The organism is Rhizobium mongolense USDA 1844, assembly GCF_000419765.1.
GTDB classification, from domain to species: Bacteria; Pseudomonadota; Alphaproteobacteria; order Rhizobiales; family Rhizobiaceae; genus Rhizobium; species Rhizobium mongolense.
In genome coordinates this window covers 1-23,209 of the sequence record NZ_ATTQ01000022.1, presented here as the reverse complement: position 1 = coordinate 23,209, position 23,209 = coordinate 1, and the positions used below count along the sequence as shown (strand labels likewise).

The following is a 23,209-nucleotide window of genomic DNA, read 5'->3' as shown; positions in this document are numbered from 1 at the left end:
CAGTCTCGCGTTCAAGATTCTCATTCACCCCGCGCAGCGGCCACTGCATTGGCGAGGCCGGCCATGGAGGTGAAGTGGTAGTCGGGCTCGGTGAATTTGGCCGGCTCAATGGTGCCGCCATATCCTTTCTGTCCGTGGCGTCGCTCGATCCAACAATTACTGATCCCTAGCTCCCGCGAAATCCCGATATCGTGGTACTGGCTTTGGGCAACATGCAGGATTTCGTGCTTTGAACTTCCTTCAGAGGCTACGAAGTCGAAAACCTTCTCGAAGAAGGCGGGGTCGGGCTTTTCAGTGCCAGTGTCATCGGCGGTAAAGGCGGCGTAAAACGGGCTTCCCAGTTCCTTGGCGAAGAAATCGAAGGCCCATCGACGTGCATTGGTCATGGCCACCAGGCGGTAGTCCTTGCCGAGCCGTGCCAGTGCTTCGGCGCTGTCGCTAAAGGCTTTCCAGCGTTTTGCGGAATCGCGCAGCCGCTCGCCGTATTTCCGCTCGACCGGCAGGCCGAGCTTTGGCGCGATCGCCAGATAGACGCGAACGAGATCATCCGGGAAGAGGTCGGCATCCCTGGAGTAGCGCGCTGCTCGGTAAAGGCTCAGCGCCTCTTCACCGTCGATGGCGACGCCCGCGTCAGCGGCGATGCCGGCGAGACACTCCGTAAGACCGCCCTCGAAATCAATCAGCGTGCCGACGACATCGAAAGTCAGATACTTGAAGTCCGGAAGGCTCTTGCGCATTTGCAAATCCCCAGTTCTCGGCCTTCCAAGGGAAGGCCGGCTACGTGAAGAAGGATATTCTGTTCCCTGGCGGGATGATGTTCCCGCTCTTGGTGAAAAGGCACATGCTCCTGGGATCCGGCCTTTTTCTGGAATTGAGTTTGGCAGCTGTCCCGAACCAGAGTCTCCGAAATTACGCCGCTGCGCGGCACAAAATACCGAAGATGACGGTTCCGCGACATTTTACGGTCGGCATTCTCAGCCCATAAGGGCACGCCGGACATCGGTGTCCGCGAGCGTCTCGTCGAGCGTCTGCCGCGTGCGTTCGACGATTGCGTCGATTTCCGCTTCCGTGCAGCAGAGCGGCGGGGCGTAGCCGAGCACGCCATGGGTGAAGGCGCGGATGACGAGACCGTTGTTCCAGGCACGGTCAAAGATGCGGCGTGCCGGCTCGGCGTCGGCCGGCAGGGGTGTCTTGCGCTCTTTGTCGACGACGAGCTCGACGGCCGCCAGCATGCCGCGGCCGCGGACATCGCCGACGAGGGGATGATCCTTCAGGCTCTCAAGCCCAGCCATCAGGCGCGCTCCTGCCTTCCGGCCGTTTTCGAGCAGGCCGCCCTCGTAGAGCCGCAGAACCTCAAGGCCAACGGCGGCGCTGACGGGATGGGCCGAATAGGTATAGCCATGCCCGACAGCAGACGTGCCGGCGCCGTCGGCGATTGTCTGGTAGACATGCTCGGACATGAAGAGGGCACCCATCGGCACGTAGCCGGAGGTGAGGCCTTTGGCGACCGTCAGGAAGTCCGGCACGATCTCGTCCTGTGAGCAGGCAAACAGCGGGCCGGTGCGGCCGAAGGCGGTGATGACTTCATCGGCGACAAAGAGGATATCGAGATCGCGGCAAAGGTCGCGCATCGCCTTCATCCAGCCTCTGGGTGGCACGAGCACGCCGCCCGATCCCTGGATCGGCTCGGCATAGAATGCCGCAACGCGATCGGCGCCGCCCAACTCTTCGATCTTCTGTTTCAATGCGGCAACAGAGGCAGCGATGATGGCCTCAGGGTCAGGGCCGGCGGGGTTTCGATAGGCGTAATGGGATGGAATCTTGTGCTGCCAGTCGAAAGGCAGGCCGAAACCGGCATGAAAGGCTGGCAGGGCCGTCAGGCCGGCTCCAACTGTCGAGGAGCCGTGATAGCCCTGTTCGACTGAGATGAACTGGTCTTTCCCGGGCCGTCCGCGCGCATTCCAATAGTAGCGGATGAAACGGATCGTGCTGTCGACGGCATCCGAACCACCGAGCGTGAAATAGACGTGGTTGAGGTCGCCTGGCGCGCGCTCGGCGAGTTCGGCAGCGAGCCGGATTGCCGGCTCGGAGCCGAGGCCGAAATAGGCGGTCGCGTAAGGAAGCTCCCGCATCTGCCTTGCCGCGGCCTCGACGATGCTGTCATGGCCATAGCCCGCATTGACGCACCACAGGCCGGCAAAGCCGTCGATCAATTGCTTGCCGCTCGCATCGGTGATGGTTGCGCCGGAGGCGGACGCGAGAACCCGCACGCCCAGATTTTCGTGGCTGCGATAGGAGGCGACCGGATGAACGAGGTGCGCGCGGTCGAGTTCGATCAGGGAATTGCTAAACATGACGGTCTCCAGGTCAGCCTAGGGCTTGGTTGGCGAGGGCAAAAGTGGCGGCAGCACGATCTGCGAGGTGGTGGATCTGCGGCTTGGCCATGGCGATGCCGCCGCCGGCATGGGCAAAGCCGCGTTCGGCAAGCCAGGGCGCAAGACCAGCATCAGCCGTCGTGTCGATGCGCAGGAAAGCGCCTGGACGGCTGGCAATGAAAAAGGAAATCAGGGCACGGGCATCGCTGGCATGTGCGGCGGCGACAGGCCCGATCACTTCGCCGCGGCCGAAGGTGCGAAGGGCAGCAAACCCCCGAACTTCACCAGCTTGGCGTATCACAGCGAACTGCCCGACCTTTGCGATAAATTCGAGGAGGCTGCGGCGCTCGGCGCCGAAGGCTGCGCGGTCGAGCGCCACGATGTCAGCGAGATCATCTTGTTTGGCAGGCACTACGCCATCTGGACGGTCGATTGCAGGCACACTGCCCTGATACTGCAGCACCGAACCGGTTTCCCGGAAGCCGAGCTTCTCATAAAGCGGCAGGCCATCGCTCGTCGCGACCAGACGAAGTGGCCTGTTCCCCGCGATCGTCATGGCGCAATCCATCAGCTTTCGGCCAAGACCGCGGCCGCGCATGGCTTCATCGACTATGACCATGTTGATCGTTGCACAATTGTCGCCATAAGGGGTCACAAGCACGGTCCCGACGACGCGGCCTTTATCCTCGAGGGCCACGACGCCGCTGCTCAATGAAAGCACCATGGCCCAGTCTTCCGGCCGGTGCGGCCAGCCTGCCTGCCGAGAGAGGTTGATGGCGGCCCCAAGGTGTTCGGGCCCGAAAGTCACAAGGTCGACCTGACTTGTTTGCATTGGAATGTCCTTCGTTTCTGCTCGCAAGTGTGAGGCAGTGTCGGCCGGAAGATCGTCTGAAGGACGCTGCCCGGACGGTATCTTATGGCTTTGCACCCGCATGCCGCCGCATCTTATGCTGGCTGGGACACGCGCGAGAGATGCGTTGTCCCGGAAGGGAGCGCAAACCGCACCCAAGGCGCACAACCTTCTGCCAAAGCCGGCTTTGGATACGAAAGAATCTGCTTTGATCGTTCGGATTTCAGTCGAGCTGCAGGATCAACCCCGGCCTATGATGGCTACAGATGAAACCGCCACAGTTTAGGATCAGGTCATGACTCACTTCCGTCCGAAATACATCACCTTCGACTGCTATGGCACGCTGACCAACTTCCAGATGGCGGAAGCGGCGCGCGATCTTTACGGCGAAGAGCTCGACGAGCCGCGCATGGCTGAGTTCATCAAGAACTTTGCCGCCTACCGTCTCGACGAGATCCTCGGCGATTGGAAACCGTACAGCGAGGTGGTTCACAATTCGCTTGAGCGGACCTGCAAGCGCAACGGCATAAAATTCCACGAGGCAGCCGCGCAGATGGTCTACGAGCGCGTGCCGACCTGGGGGCCGCATCCGGATGTAACGGAAGGTCTTGCCAGGGTTGCCAAGGAAATTCCGCTGGTCATCCTTTCCAACGCGATGAATTCACAGATCATGTCGAATGTGGAAAAGCTCGGCGCACCATTTCATGCCGTTTATACCGCCGAGCAGGCGCAATCCTACAAGCCACGCTTCAAGGGCTTCGAATACATGCTTGATATGCTGGGCTGCGGGCCTGAGGACATTCTTCACTGCTCGTCCTCATTCCGCTACGATCTGATGTCGGCGCACGATCTCGGTATCAGGAACAAGGTTTGGGTCAATCGCGGCCACGAGCCAGCCAACCCCTATTACGGCTATGTCGAAATCCCGGATATCTCGGGCCTGCCTGGCGTCGTCGGGCTCTGACGGGGACATGGCGATGAAATTCAAATCCTACTGGCACGACACGGCGCCCACCTTTCAAGGCGCCGTGCAAGGCCCTGTCGAGGGACATTATGACGTCGCCGTCATCGGCGCCGGCTTCACCGGGCTTGCCGCGGCGCGCCACCTTGCGAAAGCGGGCGCCAAGGTCGCGGTGCTGGAGGCGGAACGGATTGGCTGGGGGGCATCGGGACGCAATGGCGGACACCTAAACAACGGCCTTGCTCACAGTTTCCTGTCCGCCAAGGCTGCACTCGGCGTGGAGCGGGCCGTCGCCCTCTATAAGGCGTTCGACGATTCCATCGACACGATCGAAGCGATTGTCGCCGAGGAGGGGATCGACTGCGATTTCCGTCGGGCGGGAAAACTGAAGCTCGCGTCCAAGCCGCAGCATTTCGATGCCATTGCCCGCAATTTCGAGGCTGTCCACGCCGAGGTCGATCCGGACACGGCACTTCTGACTGCGGCTGATCTCAAGGGTGAAATCGGCTCGCCTTTTCATGGCGCCATGCTGTCGAAAAAGAGCGCGATGATGCATATGGGACGCTATGTCGTGGGGCTTGCCGATGCAGCCGCTCGCCATGGCGCGATCACCTTCGAAAAGGCAGCGGTGACCGAACATCGGCAGGGTAACGGACGGCACAGCCTGACGACGCCTCGGGGGACAGTGACGGCCGATCATGTTCTCGTGGCGACAGGTGCTTACACGCCTCCGATCTTTGGCTACTTCCGCCGCAGGATCGTTTCGGTCGGCAGCTTCATTATCGCCACGCGCCCGCTGACTGATGCCGAAATTGCAGCGACGATGCCTGGAAACCGGACCTGCGTGACGTCGATGAATATCGGCAACTATTTCCGGCTGGCGCCCGATAAACGGCTGATCTTCGGCGGCCGCGCGCGGTTTTCGGCGACATCCGACCAGAATTCGGATGCAAAGAGCGGAGAAATCCTCCGGGCGAACCTGCTTCAGATTTTTCCGCAACTTTCGGGCGTTGAGATCGACTATTGCTGGGGCGGGCTCGTCGATATGACCAAGGACCGTTATCCGCGTGCCGGTTACGTCAATGGTGTCTGGTACGCCATGGGCTATTCCGGCCACGGGGCACAGCTGTCCACGCATCTCGGCATGATCATGGCCGACGCCATCCTCGGCAAGGCTGATCGCAACCCGATCAAGGGCCTCGACTGGCCGGCCGTTCCTGGCCACTTCGGCAAACCCTGGTTCCTGCCGTTGGTCGGCCTGTACTACAAGACGCTGGACCGGTTTCAATAGCAAAGGTCAGCGAGAAACGAGAAGGTGCAATCCAAGTTAGCTGCGGATTTATAGGAATCCACGCAGTTTTCGTAGCATCCGCCGACCTTCCGTCGCTCGGACTTACTCGACGCGCAGCACCAGGCCGGTCGCATCGGTGACGAAGGTGCCTTTGGTTTGGTCAAGCATCACCAGGGCATTGCCAAACGGATCACGAACGACGGCGCAACGGCCGATCGGGATGTCGAACGGCTTCTTGATGATCGTGCCGCCAGCTTCGACGAAGCGCTCCAGCGCGGCGTCGACACTCTCCACAAGCAGGTCCACCTCGGGACCCAGATCGGTATGCAGGACAAGCTCCGCGTCCGTTCCTGGCATTCCCAACCCAGCTGCCTCTGGCGAACGCCAGAGAAGCGGATGCCCAAGGGCTTCAGAGTAGAACCCCAGAGCGGCGTCCAGGTCCGCCACCTTGAGCATCACGCAATCGATCTTGTGGAACAGTGGTCCGCTCATAGCATTTCCGGCGTATGTGGTGGGTTCGGCAGATAGGTATGGATGAGCGTGTCGAACAGCTCGCAGCCGAGGACTTCATCATCCTCAGTGAAGCTGCTGCGGCATCGAAAGCGCTGGCGGCCGCCGTCGCGGCCGTGCTTCACGACATCGGTATGGCCGCAATAGGAACACTTGCGGTTCTCGAGCACCATCTGGGGCCGGCGTTCGATGGCAATGTCACCGAGCCGAGCACGAGCCAAGCGCCGCAGCGGTTCGGAAAAGCCCAGGCATTGCGCCGGATCAAGTTGCTCCGCCACGCTCGCCTTCAGCCTCTCGACCAGATCGTCCATTTTGCCGCTCCAATAGCGGCCGCAACACTACGCTCCAGCCCGTTCCGGAGCAACCGAATCGGCTGAATCCACAACTGACTCAAATTGCGCCAATGAGACAGGGCGCCAGGTTGAGTTCACCGGCGCCCGTCTCCATTCGCTCTCACCGGTTGGTCAGGCGAGCCCGCCGATGTGAAAGCTTTTCATTTCGAGATATTCCTCGATGCCGCATTGCGCCCCCTCCCGGCCAAGGCCGGACTGTTTGACGCCGCCGAAGGGAGCGACCTCGGTCGAAATGGCCCCTGTATTCAGGCCGATCATGCCGAATTCGAGTGCTTCGCCGACACGCCAGGAGCGTTTCAGGCTCTCTGTGTAGAAATAGGCCGCAAGGCCGAAAGGCGTGGCGTTGGCAATGACGATTGCCTCTTCCTCGCTGTCAAAACGGAAAAGCGGGGCAACAGGTCCGAAGGTCTCTTCGCTGGCAAGCTGCATGTCTGTCGTCGCACCGCCAAGCACCATAGGTGCCGCATATTGATCGCCTGCCGGCATGGAGCCCGCGGTGGTGAGGATCTTTGCTCCCTTTTTTACCGCATCGTCCACGTGACGATTGATCTTCTCGATCGCCGCCTTGTTGATCATCGGCCCGATATCCGTGTCGGCATCCGTGCCGGCCCCAACCTTCATGGCCGATACGCGTGCGCAAAGTTTGGCGGCAAAGGCCTCGTAGACACCCGACTGGACGAGAAGGCGGTTGGCGCAGACACAGGTCTGCCCGCCATTGCGGAATTTCGATGCGATTGCGCCTTCCACGGCAAGATCGAGATCGGCATCGTCAAAGACGATGAAGGGCGCATTGCCGCCGAGTTCGAGGCTGAGCCGCTTGACGCTGTCGGCTGCGCCGCGCATCAGCAGCGAGCCGACGCGGGTCGAGCCGGTGAAAGAGATCTTGCGGACGGTCTGGTTCGCCATCAGTTCGTCGCCGATGGCGGCCGGCATGCCTGTGACGATATTGATCACGCCCTTGGGGATGCCGGCGCGCTCAGCCAGGACGCCGAGGGCCAGTGCCGAATAGGGGGTCAGGTCCGATGGCTTGACGACGACCGTGCAGCCTGCGGCGAGCGCCGGCCCCGCCTTGCGAGTGATCATCGCATTGGGAAAATTCCACGGCGTGATGATCGCCGACACGCCGACAGGCTCCTTCAGAACGACGATCCGTCGGTCGGCCGTCGGGGAGGGAATGGTCGTTCCGCCGATGCGGCGCGCCTCCTCGGAGAACCATTTGATGAATGAGGCGCCGTAGCGGATTTCGCCGCGCGCCTCCGTGAGCGGCTTGCCCTGCTCCCGGGTGAGGATCAGCGCCAGATCCTCGATATTTTCGAGCATCAGATCGTGCCAGGCCTCCAGCAACGCGGCACGCTCGGCATTGGTCTTTGCGCGCCACGGACCAAAGGCCTTTTCCGCCGCGGTGATTGCCGCCCTCGTATCGGCTCCGTCCATGTCGGGCACCGTGCCCAGCACATGCTGCGTCGCCGGGTCGATCACCTCGATCGTGCACCCGGCTGCCGCCCCGCGCCATTCACCGTCGATCAGCCCTTTTTGGCGAAGCAGGCTGCTATCTCTCAATCCGTTCATTCCATCCTCTTTCATCAGAGCATTCCGTTTCTACAATTCCGATCGCAAAGCCGCTGCGTACTTTTGCTGGAATTGCTTTAGTTGAGTGCCGAAAGCACCGATGCCGTGATCGCGTCGGTCTTGTCCTTGCCAGGAACTGCGCCGATGCCGCGTGCCGTCGTCGTCCCGATTGCGGCCATCACCTTTCCGGCGGCAGCCGTTTCTCCGAGATGCTCCAGCATCATCGCGCCTGACCAGATGGCGGCGATCGGATTGGCGATGCCGAGATGGGCAATGTCTGGCGCCGAGCCGTGGACGGGTTCGAACATGGAGGGCGCCGAGCGGTCCGGATTGATATTGGCGGAGGCTGCAAAGCCGAGTCCGCCATGGATGGCGGCGCCAAGGTCGGTGAGGATATCGCCGAACAGGTTGGAGGCGACCACGACGTCGAGGCTTTCCGGCGCCATGACCATGCGGGCGGCCATGGCGTCGATATGATAGCTGGTCACCTCGACATCGGGATATTCGGCGGAAAGCCTCTGGGTGATCTCGTCCCAGAACACCATTGAATATTTCTGCGCATTGGACTTGGTGACAGAAGCGAGCTTGCCGCGACGTGCGCGCGCCTGTTCGAAGCCGAAGCGAAGGATGCGCTCTACGCCCTTGCGGGTGAAGATCGAGGTCTCGACCGCCACTTCATTGTCAGCGCCCTGATGGACGCGGCCACCGGCGCCGGAATATTCGCCCTCGGTATTTTCACGAATGCAGAGGATGTCGAATCCGTCGGCCCTTAATGGCCCCTGCACACCGGGCAGCAGCCGGTGCGGGCGGATATTGGCATATTGCACGAAGGCCTTGCGGATGGGCAGGAGAAGCCCGTGTAGCGAGACCGAATCCGGCACTTTCGCCGGCCAGCCGACCGCGCCGAGCAGGATGGCATCGAAGGATCTGAGCGTTTCGATGCCGTCGGCGGGCATCATGCTGCCGTTCTCCAGATAGAAGTCGCAGGACCAGGGATAGCTGGTTGCATCAAGAGAAAATCCGTTCGGGCGCGCCGTCTTTTCGAGCACGGCCCAGGCTGCTTCCGTCACGTCGCGGCCGATTCCGTCTCCGGGCAGAAGGGCGATCTTGTAGGTTTTCATCGCAGGTCCTTACAGGCTGATGAGCACGCTTTTGCTCTTGCGGTTGGCAAGATAGGCTTCGCGGCCGAGATCTTTGCCGATGCCGGATTGCTTGTAGCCGCCGGTCGGCAGTATGTGGTCGCGTGAGCGACTGAAACGGTTAACCCAGATAGTGCCCGCCTGCAGGCGGCGGGTGACCCGGATCGCTCGGGAAAGATCGCGAGTGAAGAGTCCGGCCGCAAGTCCATAGGTTGGGTGATCGGCCAGCGTCAACGCCTCCTCCTCGTCGGCAAAGGTCTGTAGGGTGAGGACGGGTCCGAAGATTTCTTCGCTGACTGCTGGTGAGAACGCGTCGCGAACGGCGATCAATGTCGGCTGGTAAAAATAGCCCGGCGCATCCATCGGTGCGCCGCCCAACAAGCATTCGCCCCCCGCCGAAACAGCTGACTCGACAATGCTATGGATGCGGTCCAACTGGCGCTTGGATATGATCGGCGAATATTGGCTCGTCTCGTCCCAGGTCGGCGCCGCCTTCACCATCTTCATACGCGCGACGATCGCTTCGGCGAGAGGTGCAGCAATGGATTCCTCGACGATCAGCCGGGAGCCGGCGACACAGGCCTGCCCGGCATTGGAAAGTATGCCTTGGGAAATTACCAAGGCGGCCTTGTCGAGATCAGCATCTGCGAACACCAGTTGCGGGCTCTTTCCACCGAGTTCCAGTGTCATCGGCTTGACGCCCGTGCGGGCGATATTGGCCATGATGGCAGAACCGGCTGCGGTCGAGCCGGTGAAGCTAATCTTGGCGATCTCCGGGTGGCCGGTAATGGCATTGCCCGTGACCTGGCCGTCGCCAAGGACGATGTTGATGAGACCTGCCGGCAGGCCGGCCCGGATTGCCAGTTCGGCGAGATAAATGGTCGAAAACGGCGTCATTTCGGACGGCTTTAGAACCACCGCATTGCCGGCCGCAAGTGCCGGACCAAGCTTCCAGCCAGCCATGGAAACAGGAAAATTCCAGGGCGTGATGGCACCGACGACGCCGTAAGGTTCCGCCATGATCATGCCGAGATTGCTATCGTCCGTCGGCACGAGATCGCTTCCCTCCTTATCGGCGAATTCGGCGAAGAAACGGATCTGCTCTGCGGTGACGGCAATGTCGCCGGAGACAAGCTGGCCGACGGGGCGTGTTGAGGAAAGCGCTTCGAGTTTCGCAAGCGTTTCGGCCTCGCTCTCGATGAGGTCCGCCCAACGCTGCAGCGCGACAGTACGCTCGCGCGGGCGTACGCCGCCCCAGTTGCTCACCTTCAAGGTCTGTTTGGCGGATTGGACAGCGCGATCAACCAGGTTCTCGTCAGCGACCGGGCAGCCGCCATAGGCCTTGGCATCGGATGGGCGATGCATGTCGATGACGCCTTCGGCCGCTACCAGCCGGTCGCCGATGAAGTGTCCGACCGGCAAGGGAAGTTTGTCCGGATCAAAGCTTAGTGTCATTGCGCGTCCTCTGGGTGGCTTAAAGGCGAGGATAGGGCGATAACAGAAGCAGCATGCATCGACTGGCGATGCCGGGACGGCGGAAAATTACGTTTTGCGTGACGCCGCAGTCGAATCTTCGGCGGTGGCGCCGATGCTAGATTGCGAAGCGCCGGCAAAAGCTTGCCTGAGGCAATCGGAAAACGATGCTACGAACCGTGACTGCGGCCGGGCCTGGTTGATCGTGAGCGACACGGGCGTCGGGACCGTCGGACGAAAAGGGCGGGAGACAATCCCCTCGATTGGGCTCCATAGCGCAAGTTCGTCGACAAGCGCGATGCCAAGTCCCTGACGGACCAGCGGCAGGGCGCCGACCGAGGACGCGATCTGGATCGAGACGTCGCGCCTCTGTCCCTCCGATGCGAATGCTTCATCGAGAGCCGCGCCGAATTCCGCATGCGAGCCATAAGAGATGAGCCGGCGGCCGGCGAGCATGGACGGTGTAAGCGTCGCTTCGGCAGCAAGTGGATCGGTCGCGGGCAGGACCGCCACAACCTTTGCAGAAAACAGCTTCTCCACCCGCATGGTCGGGGCCAGGATCGGTGACAGTGTGACGCCGACGTCAACGTCACCGAGCGATAACGCCTCGGCGATCTCGCGCTTCGGCAGCGTATGAAGATGGATTTTCACCTCGGGATGGTGGTTGCCGAAAGCGGCGAGTGTCACCGGCAGGACCGAATAGGCGAGCGGCAGGCTCGCACCGATGCGGATGAGCCCGATCTTGCTGGCGCCGACATCGCGGGCAAGGGATGAAAGCGCCTCCAGTTGCCGAAAGACGTGGTCGGCATCGCCATAAAGGATATGCGCCTCGGTCGTCGGCGCGAGCCGGCCGCCGATCCTTTCGAAAAGGGGATAGCCAAGCTGATCTTCGAGATAGGCGAGCAGCTTGCTGACTGCCGGCTGCGAAATGCCGAGCGAATTGGCGGCCGCAGTGATGGTGCCGTCGCGCATGATCGCCCGGAAGACTTCGAGCTGGCGGATGTTCATGGCACGGCGCCTCCGGCGGTTTCTTCCTCAGGTAAGAGGTAGCGGATTCGTATTGTTTCAAACAGCATCCGCATTTCGTCCGCAACAGGAGGGCGATCGCCCGCGACCTTCTCGACCGCCTCGAAGATCCGATGCTTCAGGAAATAGCGCCAGCCGACTGGCTGAGAGGCGAGGAAGGCGGTCAGGAGGTCGTAGCGCTCGCGGTTCCAGATCGCTTCGAAGGCGCGCCGTTCGAGGCCATGGGTGATGACCTCTCGCACTGCGGGCCTGCGGCCTGAACGGATTTCCGCGGTCGCTTCCTCGTCGATGCTGCCGGCGCGAATGACGAGCCCGTAATCCCGCTCGGCGCTTGCAACGCTGACGGCGCCGCGGCGCACGTCTTGCAGAACTGCACCCGCCGGCCGCGACAGGGGATCGCCATAGCCACCGGCGCCGGGACCGACGACGCGGATCACGTCGCCGGGACCGCAATGGACGACATCAGTATTGCCGAGCGAGACCTCGTCGGACCGACCCGGATTGCGAAGGAACCGGGAAATGCTGCCGGCATATGCCCCGTTCACGCCCCAGGCCGGCATGATCGAGCGATTGCGGTTGCGGGCGGTGACGATGGTTTCCGGCGCCGAGATCTCAAACTCCATGATGGCCGATAGACCGCCGCGATGCCGCCCGGGCGCGCCCGTATCGCGCTCCAGGCCGTAGCGCAGGAAGCGGATCGGCACCTCTGCCTCGCTGATCTCGATCGGCGTATTGCGTAGAAACCCCGTGGCGCCACCTGCACCATCGCTGCCGTCACCGACAGGCGTGCCTCCGCCGCCTCCGCCGACCGGCCCGATCGAGGCCATGATCGAGCGCCCGGCCCGACTTGTCGTCTTGATGTTCATGATGGCGTTGCCGCCCGGCGAGGCGGCGGGCATCAGGTTGGGCAGCGCCTGGACGAAGGCGCCAACGGTGACGATCTGGGTCATGGCGCATGTGAGCGAGCGCATGCCGACGGCTGCGGGCCGGCTGCAGTTGACGACCGAGCCCTCGGGCAGGATCGCACGTGCGGGCCTCAGTGTGCCGGCGTTGAGGAGCAGGCTGGTGTCCAGCGTGTAAAGCACATAGGTCAACCCGACCATGACCAGCGGATGGCGGTCGCGTCCGCCGGTCGGCATGTTGAGCGAGGAGCCGAGTTGTGGGTCGGAGCCGGTATAGTCGAGCACGACCTCATCGCCGCGGATCTTGAGGGTGAGCGCGATCCTGCAGGGCTTGCCGCCGACGGAATCCTCGTCAGCATAATCGGCGAAGAAATAATCGCCGTCTGGCACGCGCGCGAGGATACTGCGCGTTTGCGCCTCGGCATAGTCGAGGATCTGCGCGACACCCTCGAGGAAGGTACGGTAACCGAAGCGGCCTATGACCTCCCGGATCTTGCGCTCGCCGACATTGACAGAAGCGATCTGCGCATGGAGATCGCCTAGATTTTGTTCGGGCAGGCGGACGTTGGCGCGGATCACGTCGAGGACGAAGCGGTTCATTTCGCCCTTCGAGACAAGCTTCGTTGGGGGGATGCGCAGCCCCTCCTGCTCGACCTCGCTCAAGGACCGCGAGAGCGAGGCCGGAACGGCGCCGCCAACATCGGTGTTATGGATGTGGCCGACGACGAAGCAGGCGATCTCTCCCTCGAAGAAAACCGGTTTCCAGATGTGAATGTCGGGCGAATGGGTGGCAACAAAGCCTGAATAGGGATCGTTGGTGATGCAGATGTCGCCCTCCTCATAGTCCTTGAAGGCCTCGAGCAGCGGGCCATAGTCGATGCCGCTGTACCAGGGCGCACCGAACTGGCGCGGATTGGCGAAGGCGAGCCCCTCGCGCGTGACGATCTGGCAGGAGAAGTCTTCCGTCTCCTTGACGAAGGCGGAATGGGCGGTGCGCATCAGCGTGAAGGCCATCGCGTCGGCGGCGGCCGAGCAGAAGTTTGCGAGCACCTTCAGATTGCGGCGGTCGATGGCCATGATCAGAGCTCCGTCTTGGTTATAACGAGATTGCCGAAGCGGTCTACGAGGACCTCGAAGGCAGGCGGCACGACGGTGGTCGTGTCGTCCTGGGCGACGATCGCCGGGCCGCGGAAGCGATGTCCTGCGGCTAGGTCGGCGCGATGATAGACGCCGGTCATCCAACTGCGGCCCGAAAACCAGCCCTCGACGTGAAAGCGCGGCTCGGCGGGAGCCTGCGCGACGGCAATGGGATTGAGCGGCGGCTTCTGCGTGGCGCCCGCAATGACGAGACGCAGGCTGACCATCTGGACGTCGGCGTTCTCGTCACGGTGGCCGTAGAGACGATCGTGCTCCTGGTGGAAGGCGGCCCTTATCGCAGCGGCATCGCCCTGGCGGAGCCACGCAGGCTGGATCGGCGTTTCGATCTCGAAGGATTGACCGAGGTAACGCATGTCCGCGGAGAGACGAATGCTGCCGCGGCCGCTGTAGCCCTGCGTCTCGAGCCAGGCGCGCGCCTCCACTTCGAGCGCCTCGAATGTTGCACAAAGTTCCGCGAGCGCCTCGGCCGTCACCTCGCGATAGACGGTGCGGATGAAGTCATTCTTGAGATCGGCGACGATCCCGCCATAGGCAGAAACGACACCAGCGGTCGGCGGCACCACGACGCCCCGCATGTCGAGCTCCTTGGCGAGAAAGCAGGCGAGCATCGCGCCGGCACCGCCGAAGGCAAAAAGGTGGAACTCGCGCGGGTCGATGGCAAACCGCGAGACGAGCGCGCTCACCTCCGCATACATGCCGGACACCGAGATATCGACGATATTTCCGGCAAGTTCCTCGACGCTGGTGCCGAGCCTTTCGGCAAGCGGGGCAAGAGCCGCTTGCGATGCGGCGTGATCGACATTCACGGCGCCATAGCCGAGCGGCATATGGCCGATGAGATTGGCGGCCGCCATTGCGTCAGTGATCGTCGGCCTCGTACCGCCGCGCCCGTAGCACGCGGGACCGGGAGTAGAGCCGGCACTCTCGGGCCCGACATGGAGAAGTCCAAGCCGATCAATCCAGGCGACTGAACCGCCTCCCTGACCGACGGAGGTTACCGATACCGACGGTACGTGGATCTGGAAATCGCCAATCAATTCGCCTGTGCCGTATTGGGCCTCGCCATCGATAATGACGGCGACGTCGGCGCTGGTGCCGCCGATATCGAGGCTCATGATGCGGTCGAAGCCGCTCGCCTTGGCGAGATAGCCGGCACCGATGACGCCCGAGGCGGTGCCCGACAGGATCATCTGGACGCTTTCTGAACGAGCCTGGTCGATACCCATGACGCCGCCATTGGTCTTGGTAATCAACAGCGGGCAGGTGACGCCGCGCTCGCGCAGGACCTTTTCGAAGCGGTCGAGATAATTGGCGACACGCGGCTGAACGTAGCCGCTGATCACGGCCGTGATGGTGCGTTCGTACTCGCGCATGATCGGCCAGGTGGCAGCCGAGGATATGACCGGCAGCCCCGGTGAAAGCCGCTCGATGATCGACGTGACGGCATCCTCGTTGGCGGGATTGCGGTAGGAATGCAGAAAGGCGAGCACGATCCCCTTGCAACCGGCTTCGATCGCCGCCTGGACGGCGCACGCAACGTCCGTCTCATCAGGCGTCTTCAGAACCTCGCCGGTCGCCAGGATGCGCTCATCGATACCGAAAACCCGGTCGCGGCTGACCAACGGTTCCGGCCGCACGGAATAGAGGTTGTGTATCTCGGGGATCTTGAGACGCGCGACCTGCAGCACGTCTTCGAAATTTTTGGTGGTGAAAAGAGCGATTTCATGGCCGTTGCGCTCAATGACAGTATTTACGCCGACGGTCGTTCCATGCGTGAAATACGAAACCTCGCTCGGCTCAATTCCGTCGCGCTCGGAGAGGATGTCGAGAGCAGAGAGAATCTCCTCGCCAGGCGCATCCGGCCGCGAGAAGACCTTCAGTGTGGCGAGTTTTCCCGTGCCCGTGTCGAACACGGCGAAGTCCGTAAAGGACCCGCCGACGTCGACGCCAATGCGATAGGTCATGGCGCACCTCCTTGTGTGATCAATGACAGGATGCGCGCAGGCAGCCGTTGAGACCACGAAAGACATGAAAGGAATCCATAACCTGCGGTTATGGCTCGCGCGGCTCTGCCTCGTCCGGCTTCGGAACGGTCATATAATATTCGGGATGCGGAGCCGGACGGTAGCCGGCCTTCTCGTAGACGGCGTGCGCGTCACGGGTCGCCAGCACCCAACTGGTGACGCCGGCGAGCTCCGGATGGTTGCGGATCTCTTTGGCGAGCCAGCAGGCGAGCCCTCTGCCACGGTGGGTCGGCAGCGTGAAGACATCGCGCAGATAGGCGAAGACGGCATAGTCGGTGACGACGCGGCCGAAGGCGGCGAGGGTGCCGTCTTCGGCGTAGACGCCAATCGGCAGCGAATGTTCTAGCGCTCGCTGCAACTGGTCCAGTGTCATGCCGCGCGCCCAGTAGGAATCGGCTGCCAGGAAGCGGTGGACCGTTGCCGGATCGAGGCGGGCGCGATCCGTGCTGAGGATGTAGCCGTACCGGGAAGACTCGAAGACAATCGGGTCGCGCGGCATCGGCGTCACATCACGGTCACATAAATCTTGCGCACGGTCTCGATCGTCTTCCAGACCCCGACAAAGCCTGGCTTCATGACGAAACTGTCGCCGGTCTTATAGATGACCGGCTCGCCGCCTTCCTGGGTGAGCTCGACGACGCCTGAAAGGATATGGCAGAATTCGAAGGTTTCGCCCTTGATCGAGCGAGTCTCACCGGGGGTCGCTTCCCAGACACCGGTATGGACCATCTCTCCGCGGGCGACGTCCTGAGCCCAGGTCTTGAAGGAGGGATTGCCGGAGATCAGCCGTTCGGGAAGAGGGTCGGACTCGCGCGGCGCAAAGGTCGGGTTGGTTTCGATAGTCTTCAACAGGGACATGGCTTTTCTTTCCTGTGGGTTGATAATTTAGTAGCCGCGGTGGCGATCGACCAGCCCGATGGGGTCGAGGCCGGCTTGGATGCGCTTGATGTTTTCGATCACCGCCATCGCGGCGGTTTCGGGTTGGGTGACGCTGGCGATATGCGGCGTCAGCAGGATTTTCGGATGGATCCAGAAGGGATGGTCTGCGGGGAGCGGCTCTGGATCGGTGACGTCGATCACGGCGCCTGCGAGATGCCCACTGTCGAGGGCGTTGAGCAGTGCCTGATGGTCGAGCTGCGGGCCGCGGCCGACATGGACGAGCGTGGCACCGGCCGGGAGCAGCGCAAAGAGCTTTGTGCTGAGAAAGCCGCGCGTTTCGTCCGTCAGCGGCAGCAGGCAGACAAGAATGTCGGTGGAGCGCAGCAGTGTATCGAGGCCGTCCCGGTCGCTCAGGCACCTGATTCCGTCGATTTCGCGCGGGCTGCGGCTCCAGCCGGACATCGGGAAACCGAACGGCCTCAGACGTTCGAGCACTGCGGTGCCGAGCATGCCGAGGCCAAGCACGCCGACACGGCGTTCTTGAGCCTGAACCGGAGCAATCGCCTGCCAGAATTTTCGTCTCTGTTGCTCGAAATAGGCTGGTAGGTTGCGATGCAGCGCGAGCACGGCGAGCGCCACGTATTCCTGCATCATCCGGACGATGCCGTCCTCGACCATGCGTACCACCTTCACATGCGCCGGGACGGCATCGATGCGGAATTGGTCGACGCCGGCGCCGATGGAAAAGAGTACCTCGAGATTGCGATAGCGCGCGAGATTTTCCGGCACCGTCCAGGTGATCAGGTAGCGCACCGCGTCCGGATCGACTGTCTGCGGGTCCAGTGAAAAGGGAATGTCGGGCAGTTCGTGCGCAAACGCTTCGGCGAAAATTGCGCCGCGCTTGGCGTCGGAGTTAAAGAGGAAGGTCATCGTAGTTCCTTCGTGATGGTCAGGCGCTGCAGCGGGCGCCGAGCGCCTCGATCACCGCCTGGCAGGCGAAGAGTTCGTCTGCGCAGATGAATTCGTCCGGCTTGTGGGCACGACCGATGTCGCCAGGCCCGCAAATGATCGCATCGATGCCCGCCCGCTGGAAAAGCCCGGCTTCCGTACCATAGCTGACGGCGGCGAGCGGCGCGCACCCGGTCAGGTCCGCAAATAGCGTTGCAAGCGGCGCATCGGCGTCAAGCGAAAGCGCCGGATAGGCACTGAGTTCCTGCCATTCAACCTTGAAGCCGTGTTCCGTCAGCGCTTCGGCCGCGGCACGGACGGGTGCGAGCAGCCCGACGGGATCAACGCCGGAAATTGCGCGCGCCTCGAACTCGGCTTCGCACGAATCCGGAATAATGTTGACCGCCTGTCCGCCCCTCAGCGTGCCAATCTGGAGAGAGGAATAGGGTGGCTCGAAAACGTGCTCGAACGGGCCTCGTGCCAGCCGGTCGGCTTCCGTCACCGTTTGGGCGAGCACGCCGGCGATGGCGTGAATGGCATTCAACCCCTGGTCCGGCCGAGAGGAATGACCGGAACGACCGTTGACCGTCAGCCGGGCGGCAGCCTTGCCCTTGTGCGCACGGATCGCGCGCATGCCGCTCGGCTCGCCGATGACGGCGCCGAGCGGGGTTTTACAGAGCTCAGGCAGGCGCGCGATCATATGCGGTACCCCTCGGCAGCCCGCCTCTTCGTCGTAGGAGAAAGCGAAGTGGATCGGACGCCGGAGCGGCGCCTGCGCGAGGCCCGGAGCGGCAGCAAGACAGGCGGCAAGGAAACCCTTCATGTCGGTTGCGCCGCGACCATATAGGCGGCCCGCTTCGGCGCGCAGCCGGAAGGGGTCGCTCGTCCAGCCGCTCTCGGCAGCCGGGACCACGTCCATATGGCCCGAAAGGATGTAGCCCGGCACGTCCCTCGGTCCGATGGTGGCGAAGAGGTTCGATCGGTCACCCTCCGGGCCGGGAAGGATCGTGACGTCGATGCCGTGGTTTTGCAAATAGTCGCGGATCCAGGCTACGATCCCGGCATTGGGCGTGCCGACAACGGAGGGGAAGCCAACGAGCGCTTCAAGGATTTCCATTGCCTGCATTATTGTGGTCCTCAAAGCATACCCGGGTTGCCGAAATCGGTGCCGTCGATCATGCGTTCGTAGCGATATGGTGTCGGATCGACGCAGGGCGCGTCATCCCGGATGAGGTCGGCCGCGAGGCGCCCGGCCGCCGGACCGATGCCGAAGCCGTGACCGCTGAAACCGGAGGCGATGAAAAGGCCCGGCTGCGCCTTGACCGGAGCAATAACCGGGATCGCGTCCGGGGTCGAATCTACCATGCCACCCCAGGCCTGCGCGACCTTGAGGCCGGCAAGCTGCGGATAGATGTTGCGCAGTCTTTCGAGCCCCTTGTCGATCAGGCGCCGGTCGGGCGCCGGATTCAGCACGCGGACGCGTTCGAAGGGCGAGACACTGTCGGCCCGCCAGCGCGAAAACGCTTCCGGTCCTTCGAAAAACTGACGTCCGATCGCGAAGGTGAGCCCCTTGCGGCGCGCCCGGAAGGTCGGCCAGAAGGCCTTCGCCTGCATCAAGCCCCAGGGCGCGATCTGCAACTGACCTTGACCACTCAAGCCCACCGTGTAGCCGCCGTCGAGGCGGCGGCGCAGCGCGACGTTCTGCATTGAAATTCCGCCTTCGGTCACCGCTGCGGCGGGTTCCGTGTAGAAGCACGTCGATTTCACCGAGGCCTGCAAGAAGCGGACGCCGTGATGACGCAGCAACATGCCGCTCCAGGCGCCTCCAGCGACGAGCACGGCCGAGCAGCGGATCGGGCCCTGTTCCGTCACCACGCCGGATAGGCGGCCGGCCTCGGTCTCGAATGCGCGTACGGCGCAGTTCTGCACGATGACGGCGCCGGCGCGCTGGGCGGCGCGGGCAAGAGCGGGAACCGCAAGCTGCGGCTCGGCGCGGCCGTCCGTAGGGGAATGCACGCCGCCGACCCAGTTGCGGCTGTTTCCAGGCAAGAGGGCGGCCGTCTCGGCAGTGGTTAGCATGCGCGTATCGACATCGAAAGCACGAGCGATTTGGCTCCATTTCTCCCAACTTGCGATATCTGCTGGATTGCCGGAAGCGTAAACAAGGCCCGTGCGGCGAAAGCCGGTTTCTTCGCCGAGGTCAGCATTCAGACCAGCCCAGATACGCATCGCGAGCTGGGCGAGCGGCAGTTCGCGCGGATCACGGTTCTGCTGGCGACACCATCCCCAATTGCGGCTCGACTGCTCGCCCGAAACCAGGCCTTTCTCGACGATGGCGACAGAGGTTCCTCGGCGCGCGAGTTCATAGCCTGCAGCCACGCCAGCCATGCCGCCACCAATGACGACGACATCGATACGGGACGGGATCGTGGAGGCACTGGAAACGGGACTAACCGGAGGCGACATCTCTAATCTCTTAACTTTCACGGCGGTGCCGCCGGTTCGAGCCAGTTTCGTTGAGTCTAGACATCAACCCAGACGTTACATGCCGAAATCACGCAAGATTTGGTCGATTGTTGTGTTTCCAGTAGCCTCACAAGCAATTTCTGTCGGTTGCCTTGGCATACCATTCAGTCGCCCTGCCGAAGCGTGGATCGCGCTCGGCGTGAAGATCGGTGTTCAGGAGAAACGCACGTGGTTCCAAAGGAATCGAGAGTTGTCGACAGTTTCGATATGCGTATTGCCGATCTCAGCACCACAGATCTCGATCGGCTGCATGCGCTATCGATTTCTGTCGGATGGCCGCATCGCGCCGAAGACTGGCAGTTGCTGCGGGAAATCGGCGAGGGCATCGTTGCGATGGACGAAATCGGCCGCATAATGGGCTCTGCGATGTGGTTTCCCTATGATGTGCATTTTGCCACGATCGGCATGGTGATCACCTCTCCCCGTCTGCAATCGAACGGTGCCGGGCAATGGCTGATGGGCCATGTGCTGGATCGGCTTGAAGGGCGTGACCTTGGGCTCAATGCCACGCGAGCCGCGCGGCGTCTGTACCAATCCCTGAATTTCACTCGAGAGGGGACTGTCTACCAGTGCAATGGCGAAGCGATCGCTCCGCCGGAACTTGATCCACCGGTCGGCAGCGTGCTGCGGGCGTTGGAGCCCGGGGATCTTGATGCCATCGCCGAGTTAGACAAGGCTGCCTTCGGTGCAGATCGCCGGATATTGCTGGCCCGACTGCTGACATGCTCCAAGGGCATCGCACTGATGCGCGGCGGCAAGATCGAGGCTTTTTCGCTTTGTCGGCCGTTCGGGCGTGGCCACGTCATCGGGCCTGTTGTGGCCGCCAGAGACGAGGATGCAATCGCCGTGGTTCATCCGCACGCCACCCGACATGCCGCCTCCTTCCTACGGCTCGACACCCGCGAAAAGGACGGGAGGTTTTCCGAGTTTCTGTCCCGCTGCGGTCTTCCGGTCTACGACACGGTGACAACCATGTCGCTCGGGCGACGTTGGCTCGCTATACGTCGAGGTGATGGGCCACGCGAGCCCAGAACCTACGCGCTCGCTAGCCACACACTCGGCTGATCGAACTCAATCTGTCCTGCCTGGGGAGGTAAGCATCCATGGCGGCCATCCCGCTCTGCGAGCCGATCGAAAAACCCGTCGTGCGTATCGAGCACGATCTGCTCGGAGACTTCGCGTTGCCTGCTGACCGCTATTACGGCGTACAGACGGCGCGTGCTTTGGAGAATTTCCGCATCACGGGCATTAAGCTGTCGGATTTCCCGCATCTCGTAGCCGCGTTGGCGATGGTGAAAAAGGCTGCGGCGCGCGCCAATCGCAAGTTTGGTATTTTGAGCGATGCGCACGAGGAGGCGATTTCCGAAGCCTGCGACGAGATCATTGCAGGAAGTCTGCATGATCAGTTCGTGGTCGACATGATCCAGGGAGGCGCCGGCACATCGACCAACATGAATGCCAACGAGGTTATTGCCAACCGTGCCCTTGAACTTCTGGGCCACGGCAAGGGTGAATACTCTGCGCTCCATCCAAACAATCATGTGAATCTGTCCCAGTCGACCAATGACGTCTACCCGACGGCAGTTCGACTTTGCATTCTTCGTAGCTATGGTGATCTGCGCGGTCGCATGGACGAGCTCAGGCTCGCTATGCAAGCCAAGGGCGAAGAGTTCCGGCACATCGTAAAAATGGGCCGCACCCAGCTTCAAGACGCCGTGCCGATGACGCTCGGTCAGGAATTTTCGAGCTTTGCGACCACGATCGGGGAGGATATCGCCCGCCTTGATGAGGCCGCCCGCCTCTTCCGCGAGGTGAACATGGGCGCGACGGCGATCGGAACGGGCATCAACAGTCCGATCGGCTATTCCGAGACAGTGATTGAAGTGTTGTCGACGTTGAGCGGCGAAGAGCTCGTCCCTTGCCCCGACCTCATCGAAGCAACATCCGATACCGGCGCGTTCGTGAGCTTCTCGAGCGTCCTCAAGCGCATTGCTGTCAAGCTGTCGAAGATCTGCAACGACTTGCGTCTGCTTTCGAGTGGCCCCCGAACCGGATTGGGCGAAATCCGGCTGCCAGCGGTGCAGCCTGGCTCGTCCATCATGCCGGGCAAGGTCAATCCAGTTATTCCCGAGGTGGTCAACCAGGTGGCCTATCAGGTTATTGGGCACGATCTGACCGTGACATTTGCCGCCGAGGCCGGGCAGCTACAGCTGAACGCTTTCGAGCCGGTGATCGCTTTCGACATATTGCAGTCTATTCGGATGCTGACGCGCGCGATTGAAGCGCTCACAGAACGATGCGTTAAGGGCATCACTGCGGAGGAGCAACATTGCCACGAGCTGGTGACAAACAGTCTGGCCATCGTCACGGTCCTCAATCCGCGCATTGGTTATGAAAACGCAACGCGCATCGCGACGCTTGCCCAGAGATCGGGGCGGCCGGTCGCCGACGTGGTCTTGGCGGAAGGTTTGTTGAGTGCCGATGAACTTGGCGAATTGCTTGATCCGCAAAGCATGATCGGGCCAACGCGCGGCGAGACCCTAAGCAAAGCGTAATGGAGTAGCGCTGCGATCGCAGCGCAAAGCCAACTCAGACAATCCGAGGAGTATTTCGTGGCATCCCATCGTTACCCTGTACTGGAGTCCGTAAAGACACGAACGCTTGTCGACAATGAGGCTTATCTCGAATGGTATAGGGAAAGCGTCGAAAATCCCGATGCCTTCTGGGCCGAACATGGCAAGCGCATCGACTGGTCGAAGCCCTTCACCAAAGTCAAGAACGCGTCCTTTGAGGGCAATGTCTCGATCAAGTGGTTCGAGGACGGCGAAACCAATGTCTCACATAACTGCATCGATAGACACCTGAAGGACCACGGCGACCAGGTCGCGATAATCTGGGAGGGGGACGATCCCTCGCTCCACATGAAGATCACCTACAACTAGCTTTACGAGCATGTCTGCCGCATGGCGAACGTGTTGAAGAAGCATGGCGTCAAGAAGGGTGACCGCGTCACCATCTATATGCCGATGATACCCGAAGCNGCCTATGCCATGCTCGCCTGTGCCCGCATCGGCGCCGTGCATTCTGTCGTCTTCGGTGGCTTCTCGCCGGAAGCGCTTGCCGGACGTATCGTCGACTGTGGTTCGACGTTCATCATCACCTGCGACGAGGGCGTGCGCGGCGGCAAGCCGGTGCCGCTGAAGGACAATGCCGATACCGCGATCC

Annotated in this window: 20 protein-coding genes and 1 pseudogene; 5 read left to right on the top strand and 16 right to left on the bottom strand. The window is 61.9% G+C overall.

All coding sequences use genetic code 11. The features are described 5' to 3' along the window. Positions 1 to 20: 20 nt before the first annotated feature. The 3 genes from A3C3_RS0129825 to A3C3_RS0129810 form a co-directional block, all read right to left on the bottom strand. A complete protein-coding gene (locus A3C3_RS0129825) occupies positions 21 to 737 on the bottom strand; it encodes an HAD-IA family hydrolase (protein WP_022718237.1) in 717 nt (238 codons plus the stop codon). Positions 738 to 974: 237 nt separating this feature from the next. Then, entirely contained in the window at positions 975 to 2,354 is a 1,380-nt protein-coding gene (locus A3C3_RS0129815) for an aspartate aminotransferase family protein (RefSeq protein ID WP_022718235.1), read from the bottom strand. Positions 2,355 to 2,367: 13 nt separating this feature from the next. Next, the gene (locus A3C3_RS0129810; protein ID WP_022718234.1) at positions 2,368 to 3,207 is read right to left on the bottom strand and encodes a GNAT family N-acetyltransferase; all 840 of its coding nucleotides are present in this window, start codon (positions 3,205 to 3,207) and stop codon (positions 2,368 to 2,370) included. Positions 3,208 to 3,520: 313 nt separating this feature from the next. On the opposite strand from A3C3_RS0129810, the gene A3C3_RS0129805 reads away from it, so the two are divergent. Both A3C3_RS0129805 and A3C3_RS0129800 read left to right on the top strand, forming a co-directional pair. Beyond that, on the top strand, positions 3,521 to 4,189 hold the full coding sequence (locus A3C3_RS0129805; RefSeq protein WP_022718233.1) for a haloacid dehalogenase type II: 669 nt from the start codon (positions 3,521 to 3,523) through the stop codon (positions 4,187 to 4,189). 13 nt (positions 4,190 to 4,202) lie between these two features. Continuing rightward, on the top strand, positions 4,203 to 5,477 hold the full coding sequence (locus A3C3_RS0129800) for an NAD(P)/FAD-dependent oxidoreductase (protein ID WP_028740121.1): 1,275 nt from the start codon (positions 4,203 to 4,205) through the stop codon (positions 5,475 to 5,477). Between the two features lie 102 nt (positions 5,478 to 5,579). Here the strand turns inward: A3C3_RS0129800 and A3C3_RS0129795 are convergent, their stop codons facing one another. From A3C3_RS0129795 to A3C3_RS0129735, 13 genes are all read right to left on the bottom strand, one after another. Continuing rightward, positions 5,580 to 5,969, bottom strand: coding sequence for a VOC family protein (locus A3C3_RS0129795; protein WP_022718231.1), 390 nt, complete (start codon positions 5,967 to 5,969; stop codon positions 5,580 to 5,582). Next, positions 5,966 to 6,298 carry an IS1/IS1595 family N-terminal zinc-binding domain-containing protein gene (locus A3C3_RS0129790; protein WP_022718230.1) on the bottom strand — a complete coding sequence of 111 codons (333 nt, stop codon included), beginning with the start codon at positions 6,296 to 6,298 and terminating at the stop codon, positions 5,966 to 5,968. Before A3C3_RS0129790 ends, A3C3_RS0129795 begins: the two co-directional genes overlap by 4 nt. 153 nt (positions 6,299 to 6,451) lie before the next feature. Beyond that, the gene (locus A3C3_RS0129785) at positions 6,452 to 7,909 is read right to left on the bottom strand and encodes an NAD-dependent succinate-semialdehyde dehydrogenase (protein ID WP_022718229.1); all 1,458 of its coding nucleotides are present in this window, start codon (positions 7,907 to 7,909) and stop codon (positions 6,452 to 6,454) included. Between the two features lie 77 nt (positions 7,910 to 7,986). Further along, entirely contained in the window at positions 7,987 to 9,030 is a 1,044-nt protein-coding gene (locus A3C3_RS0129780; RefSeq protein ID WP_022718228.1) for a tartrate dehydrogenase, read from the bottom strand. A gap of 9 nt (positions 9,031 to 9,039) precedes the next feature. Beyond that, positions 9,040 to 10,503 carry an aldehyde dehydrogenase family protein gene (locus A3C3_RS0129775; protein ID WP_022718227.1) on the bottom strand — a complete coding sequence of 488 codons (1,464 nt, stop codon included), beginning with the start codon at positions 10,501 to 10,503 and terminating at the stop codon, positions 9,040 to 9,042. An 87-nt stretch (positions 10,504 to 10,590) separates the two neighbouring features. Beyond that, positions 10,591 to 11,529, bottom strand: a complete 939-nt coding sequence (locus tag A3C3_RS39600) for a LysR family transcriptional regulator (RefSeq protein WP_022718226.1) — start codon at positions 11,527 to 11,529, stop codon at positions 10,591 to 10,593. Next, positions 11,526 to 13,526, bottom strand: a complete 2,001-nt coding sequence (locus tag A3C3_RS0129765) for a hydantoinase B/oxoprolinase family protein (protein ID WP_022718225.1) — start codon at positions 13,524 to 13,526, stop codon at positions 11,526 to 11,528. Before A3C3_RS0129765 ends, A3C3_RS39600 begins: the two co-directional genes overlap by 4 nt. 2 nt (positions 13,527 to 13,528) lie before the next feature. Continuing rightward, positions 13,529 to 15,571 carry a hydantoinase/oxoprolinase family protein gene (locus A3C3_RS0129760; RefSeq protein ID WP_022718224.1) on the bottom strand — a complete coding sequence of 681 codons (2,043 nt, stop codon included), beginning with the start codon at positions 15,569 to 15,571 and terminating at the stop codon, positions 13,529 to 13,531. Between the two features lie 88 nt (positions 15,572 to 15,659). Then, positions 15,660 to 16,130, bottom strand: a complete 471-nt coding sequence (locus A3C3_RS0129755; RefSeq protein ID WP_028740120.1) for a GNAT family N-acetyltransferase — start codon at positions 16,128 to 16,130, stop codon at positions 15,660 to 15,662. Between the two features lie 5 nt (positions 16,131 to 16,135). Then, positions 16,136 to 16,489: a cupin domain-containing protein gene (locus tag A3C3_RS0129750; RefSeq protein ID WP_022718222.1), complete on the bottom strand. Its 354-nt coding sequence runs from the start codon at positions 16,487 to 16,489 to the stop codon at positions 16,136 to 16,138. Between the two features lie 27 nt (positions 16,490 to 16,516). Continuing rightward, positions 16,517 to 17,440, bottom strand: a complete 924-nt coding sequence (locus tag A3C3_RS0129745; protein WP_022718221.1) for a 2-hydroxyacid dehydrogenase — start codon at positions 17,438 to 17,440, stop codon at positions 16,517 to 16,519. A gap of 19 nt (positions 17,441 to 17,459) precedes the next feature. Next, positions 17,460 to 18,584 carry an acetylornithine deacetylase gene (argE, locus tag A3C3_RS0129740; protein ID WP_022718220.1) on the bottom strand — a complete coding sequence of 375 codons (1,125 nt, stop codon included), beginning with the start codon at positions 18,582 to 18,584 and terminating at the stop codon, positions 17,460 to 17,462. An 11-nt stretch (positions 18,585 to 18,595) separates the two neighbouring features. Continuing rightward, positions 18,596 to 19,924: an NAD(P)/FAD-dependent oxidoreductase gene (locus A3C3_RS0129735; RefSeq protein ID WP_028740119.1), complete on the bottom strand. Its 1,329-nt coding sequence runs from the start codon at positions 19,922 to 19,924 to the stop codon at positions 18,596 to 18,598. 267 nt (positions 19,925 to 20,191) lie between these two features. Between A3C3_RS0129735 and A3C3_RS0129730 the strand changes: the two genes are divergently transcribed. The 3 genes and pseudogenes from A3C3_RS0129730 to A3C3_RS44080 all read left to right on the top strand — a co-directional run. Then, on the top strand, positions 20,192 to 21,049 hold the full coding sequence (locus A3C3_RS0129730; protein WP_084797069.1) for a GNAT family N-acetyltransferase: 858 nt from the start codon (positions 20,192 to 20,194) through the stop codon (positions 21,047 to 21,049). 38 nt (positions 21,050 to 21,087) lie between these two features. Beyond that, positions 21,088 to 22,539, top strand: coding sequence for an aspartate ammonia-lyase (locus A3C3_RS0129725; protein WP_022718218.1), 1,452 nt, complete (start codon positions 21,088 to 21,090; stop codon positions 22,537 to 22,539). A gap of 57 nt (positions 22,540 to 22,596) precedes the next feature. Then, positions 22,597 to 23,209, top strand: a pseudogene (locus A3C3_RS44080) (AMP-binding protein); the annotation flags it as partial.

Bases quoted from the DNA above. Each gene is read 5' to 3' on its own strand.
- A3C3_RS0129825 (WP_022718237.1), bottom strand. From the start codon at position 737: ATGCGCAAGAGCCTTCCGGACTTCAAGTATCTGACTTTCGATGTCGTC.
- A3C3_RS0129815 (WP_022718235.1), bottom strand. From the start codon at position 2,354: ATGTTTAGCAATTCCCTGATCGAACTCGACCGCGCGCACCTCGTTCAT.
- A3C3_RS0129810 (WP_022718234.1), bottom strand. From the start codon at position 3,207: ATGCAAACAAGTCAGGTCGACCTTGTGACTTTCGGGCCCGAACACCTT.
- A3C3_RS0129805 (WP_022718233.1), top strand. From the start codon at position 3,521: ATGACTCACTTCCGTCCGAAATACATCACCTTCGACTGCTATGGCACG.
- A3C3_RS0129800 (WP_028740121.1), top strand. From the start codon at position 4,203: ATGAAATTCAAATCCTACTGGCACGACACGGCGCCCACCTTTCAAGGC.
- A3C3_RS0129795 (WP_022718231.1), bottom strand. From the start codon at position 5,969: ATGAGCGGACCACTGTTCCACAAGATCGATTGCGTGATGCTCAAGGTG.
- A3C3_RS0129790 (WP_022718230.1), bottom strand. From the start codon at position 6,298: ATGGACGATCTGGTCGAGAGGCTGAAGGCGAGCGTGGCGGAGCAACTT.
- A3C3_RS0129785 (WP_022718229.1), bottom strand. From the start codon at position 7,909: ATGAACGGATTGAGAGATAGCAGCCTGCTTCGCCAAAAAGGGCTGATC.
- A3C3_RS0129780 (WP_022718228.1), bottom strand. From the start codon at position 9,030: ATGAAAACCTACAAGATCGCCCTTCTGCCCGGAGACGGAATCGGCCGC.
- A3C3_RS0129775 (WP_022718227.1), bottom strand. From the start codon at position 10,503: ATGACACTAAGCTTTGATCCGGACAAACTTCCCTTGCCGGTCGGACAC.
- A3C3_RS39600 (WP_022718226.1), bottom strand. From the start codon at position 11,529: ATGAACATCCGCCAGCTCGAAGTCTTCCGGGCGATCATGCGCGACGGC.
- A3C3_RS0129765 (WP_022718225.1), bottom strand. From the start codon at position 13,526: ATGGCCATCGACCGCCGCAATCTGAAGGTGCTCGCAAACTTCTGCTCG.
- A3C3_RS0129760 (WP_022718224.1), bottom strand. From the start codon at position 15,571: ATGACCTATCGCATTGGCGTCGACGTCGGCGGGTCCTTTACGGACTTC.
- A3C3_RS0129755 (WP_028740120.1), bottom strand. From the start codon at position 16,130: ATGCCGCGCGACCCGATTGTCTTCGAGTCTTCCCGGTACGGCTACATC.
- A3C3_RS0129750 (WP_022718222.1), bottom strand. From the start codon at position 16,489: ATGTCCCTGTTGAAGACTATCGAAACCAACCCGACCTTTGCGCCGCGC.
- A3C3_RS0129745 (WP_022718221.1), bottom strand. From the start codon at position 17,440: ATGACCTTCCTCTTTAACTCCGACGCCAAGCGCGGCGCAATTTTCGCC.
- argE (WP_022718220.1), bottom strand. From the start codon at position 18,584: ATGCAGGCAATGGAAATCCTTGAAGCGCTCGTTGGCTTCCCCTCCGTT.
- A3C3_RS0129735 (WP_028740119.1), bottom strand. From the start codon at position 19,924: ATGTCGCCTCCGGTTAGTCCCGTTTCCAGTGCCTCCACGATCCCGTCC.
- A3C3_RS0129730 (WP_084797069.1), top strand. From the start codon at position 20,192: ATGCGTATTGCCGATCTCAGCACCACAGATCTCGATCGGCTGCATGCG.
- A3C3_RS0129725 (WP_022718218.1), top strand. From the start codon at position 21,088: ATGGCGGCCATCCCGCTCTGCGAGCCGATCGAAAAACCCGTCGTGCGT.